Source organism: Desulfosporosinus sp., from assembly GCF_014237355.1.
GTDB lineage: Bacteria > Bacillota > Desulfitobacteriia > Desulfitobacteriales > Desulfitobacteriaceae > Desulfosporosinus.
In genome coordinates, this window is record NZ_JABZFS010000047.1 from 1 (window position 1) to 3692 (window position 3692).

Sequence of the window (3692 nt, forward strand, 5' to 3'; positions counted from 1 at the left end):
GACAGACCTGATCAGAAACACGAAAGGGATTGAAGAAGAAACAGGGGTTCATGATTTTTATTTAGGTTTTCCGTTTTTGTCGGGAAGTTTTGCAGACGGTACATTTTATCAGGCACCGTTATTTTTGTATCCTGTAAGGCTGGAAAAGAACAATGTGAACTCACAGAAGTGGGTCTTAAAACTTGATGAAGGAGGTCCACAGATCAATCGTACGTTGTTTTTGGCCTTTAAGAAGATGAATAGCCTGACGTTTACAGAAGAGTTTTTTGAGGAAGCAGCGGAGGTGGCCAAGAATTATGATTACCAAAACTGGGTGGCGTTTTTAAAGGAACATGAAATGAACGTTTCTTTTACTCCAAACGGCTTGACGAAGGTAAAGGAATATAAGAAAGAGGATATTCCTGAAGTGGCCAATGTAACGTTATTGGAAAACGCCGTTATTGGGAATTTTCCTCAAGGAAGTTCTTCTCTGGTTAAAGATTACGATGCTCTCATTGAACTATCAGAGGAAAGTAATTTAGCTTTGGCAGGTGAATTAATCGCGCCTGATGATCAAGAAATAAATGAAGACCAAGAAAATCAAAATAGTGATGAATTGATCAATAAAGATAATCCAGACATCCTAAACCTCTTGGAAGCAGACGGATCACAAGAGGAAATTATAAAGGAAGCACGGTATAAAAAAGGAATTGTGGTTCATGGACCGCCTGGTACAGGGAAATCACAAGTAATCGTGAACTTAATTACCGATGCCCTGAAACAAGAGAAGAGAGTCCTCGTCGTTTGCCAAAAACGTGCTGCTTTGGATGTTGTCTACCAACGGCTCGACGGATTAGGGTTAAGCAGCCATATTGCACTGGTGCATGATGAAAAGAACGACCGGAAAAAACTTTATAGTAAAATTGCATCCGTTCTGGAGCACAACCAGGTCACCTATGAGCAGGCTGTAAAATTTTTGGCTTCTGTATCCAATAAATTAGCTTCTCAAGAGGAGTTATTAAATAGCATTGCAAAGGCTTTATACGAATATCAGGACTTTGGATTCCGGCTGTACGATTTATACGGGAATGCAAATCCGGTAGGGGAAACGACGCAAATTGTTGATTTAACCGAAGTGCTGCCAGACTTAAACAGCGATCTTTTAGATGACGTATCGGAGAAGGTTTTTACTTTTGCTGAATGGTACGAACGGTTTGGCGATGATTCGTATCCGTTAAAGCAGCGAAAATCTTTTACTGCGTTAAGCATGAAAGACAAACTTGAAATGGTCGAGTTAATGGATCAATTACTACTGCAGGCCAGGAAGTCTGTTGAATATCTCGATTCGCTTGACCACGATAAGATTACTCCGGCTTACACATGGTTAATTGAGAATAAGCTGGATAAAATTTATCCTGACCTTGAGGATGGAAACAAGAGAACGCTACAGTGTAATGTATCCCTTTGTCAAGACACAAAATCCAATTTTTTAAGATAAACCTCCCATCTATATTTTGGGTTTTAATTGCCTTACCTTAGATATCTAGTGGTTTATCCTGAGTTCACCACCCTTGACCGCGTTTGTGTCCGTGGTAGTTCCCAGCCGGCGGATGGATAAAAAAATGCCTTTACGGCAACCATCCGCATCAACAGCGTACCACGGACAATCACTTTCTAAGTTCCCACTGGCGGGGCCCCGACCCCTTCCAGTGCTCACTAAGAAGTGGCACACGGTCAAGGGCAAGCAGCTACGCTGTGGTTCAGTAATCCTTGCCAAGCGTATCAATCGGCAAAGTGAATGTTGGATGGCGTGTTATAATCCAATGCCTGATGTGGCCTATGCCAATTGTAATGAGCGATGTATTCTCTTGTCATCTGTTTTAATTCAGGCACTGTTTCAGGATAGAGTAGATAAAGCCTCTCCCATTTATAAGAACGAAAAAAACGTTCTGTCCTGGCGTTATCCTTTGCTCTTCCCTTGCCATCCATGCTAATGTTAATGGACTCATAACCTTTGATACAGTCAATGTAATCTTTAGATGTAAATTGGCTGCCTTGGTCACTATTTATGATTTCTGGCTTTCCATGCTCTCTGATCGCCCCCTTGATAGCCCGAATAATAAAATCAGTCTTCATGACATTGCTCAATGCCCATCCCACTATAAACCGGGAATACCAGTCAATAATAGCCACAAGATACATAAAACCTGATGGTGTACCACAATACGTAATATCAATCCCCCAAACCTGATTCCTATGGGTGATGCTAACATTCCGAAGGAGGTAGGGGTAAGTTCGTTCCTTTAAATCCCGTTTACTCAGGTTTGGACCAGGATAGAAAGCTACGATATCCATTTCTTGCATGTATCTGCGGGTTAGTTTTAGACCAATAGTAAAACCAAGCCCTTCCAAATTCTTTTGGATTCTGCGACAACCATATGCTGGCTCATTAAAATGTATTTGATCTATAGCATTTTTGATGTCGATTTCTTCCTGAGTCGGTTGCTTAATTTGAATGGGATAATAGGCTGTAGACCTTGACAAATCTAGCAATTCACATTGACGTTTGATGGATAACTTGCTATTTTCAAACTCAATTAGTTCCTTTTTTTCCTCCAATCCGAGGCCTGTTGTTGTTTTTTTTTGAGCCAATTCAACTCAACCGTAAGTTGGCCAATTTGATTGATAAGTTCCTCCTTTTCGGTTTCATGTTCTAGTTTAAGTTTTTCTGTTTCCGAAGCTTTTTTGTCAAAGACCGCAGGCATATTGTCCAAAAACTCTGTCCGCCATCTGCTAATTAACTGGGGGCTTACACCGTACTTTTGGGCAATCTCATTAAGTGTACTTTCTTCCCTTAATATTTCTAAAACGATATTCGCTTTTTCTTCAGGTTTGTAAGTTCTTCGTTTTTTGCTCATACCATAATCTTTATCTTATTTTATTGTTTTTAGTGTCCAATGGTACGGATACATTATACTCTTCCTACCTTTTAGTTTTATTTTACTCCTTGGGTAAATAAAGAAAAGATGGGATAAGATAATCGTAAAATATTAAAATCAGTGGAGGATATAATCGTGGAAAAAGTCGTTATTTTAGGAACGGGTCCTGCAGGTTTAACAGCTGCTATTTATTTAGCAAGAGCAAATATGAAACCAATTGTTATAGAAGGAGATCAACCAGGCGGCCAATTAACACTAACAACTGAAGTTGAAAACTTTCCTGGTTTTATTAATGGCATTATGGGACCAGAACTCATGGATAATATGAGAAAACAAGCAGAACGTTTTGGAGCTGAGTTTAAAAGAGGATGGGTAACTAACGTTGATTTTTCGAAAAAACCGTATACCTTACAAGTAAACGGAAAAGCAGAAATTGTAACAGAGTCTCTCATCCTTTCAACAGGTGCTTCAGCTAAACTTTTAAATATTCCTGGAGAGAAGGAAAACATCGGGCGAGGAGTGAGTACCTGTGCAACCTGCGATGGATTCTTCTTTAGAGGAAAAAAGGTAATTATTGTAGGCGGTGGGGACTCTGCGATGGAGGAAGCAAGTTTTTTAACTAAATTTGCAAATGAAGTCATTATCGTGCATAGAAGGACTGAACTCCGAGCCTCAAAAATTATGCAGGACCGCGCAAGAGAAAATACAAAGATTACTTGGGAATTAAATAAAACACCTATCGAAGTTTTGGCAGGAGGGAATGGCGTTACAGGT

3 protein-coding genes are annotated in these 3692 nt (G+C 39.9%); 2 read left to right on the forward strand and 1 reads right to left on the reverse strand.

The annotated features are described in order from the left end of the window. Positions 1-1477: DUF4011 domain-containing protein (locus tag HGJ98_RS09840; RefSeq protein ID WP_291350917.1), on the forward strand; the 1477-nt coding region annotated here is incomplete at its 5' end. 284 nt (positions 1478-1761) lie between these two features. Here HGJ98_RS09840 and HGJ98_RS09845 read toward each other — a convergent pair. Next, positions 1762-2897 (reverse strand): IS3 family transposase gene (locus tag HGJ98_RS09845; RefSeq protein WP_291350919.1). Its coding sequence is split into 2 segments (ribosomal slippage): positions 1762-2597 and positions 2597-2897, totalling 1137 coding nucleotides; the frame shifts between segments, so codons are not numbered across the junction. Positions 2898-3038: 141 nt separating this feature from the next. Here HGJ98_RS09845 and HGJ98_RS09850 point away from each other — a divergent pair. Then, positions 3039-3692, forward strand: a 654-nt coding sequence (locus tag HGJ98_RS09850; protein WP_291350921.1) for an FAD-dependent oxidoreductase, incomplete at its 3' end; no start/stop codon positions are given.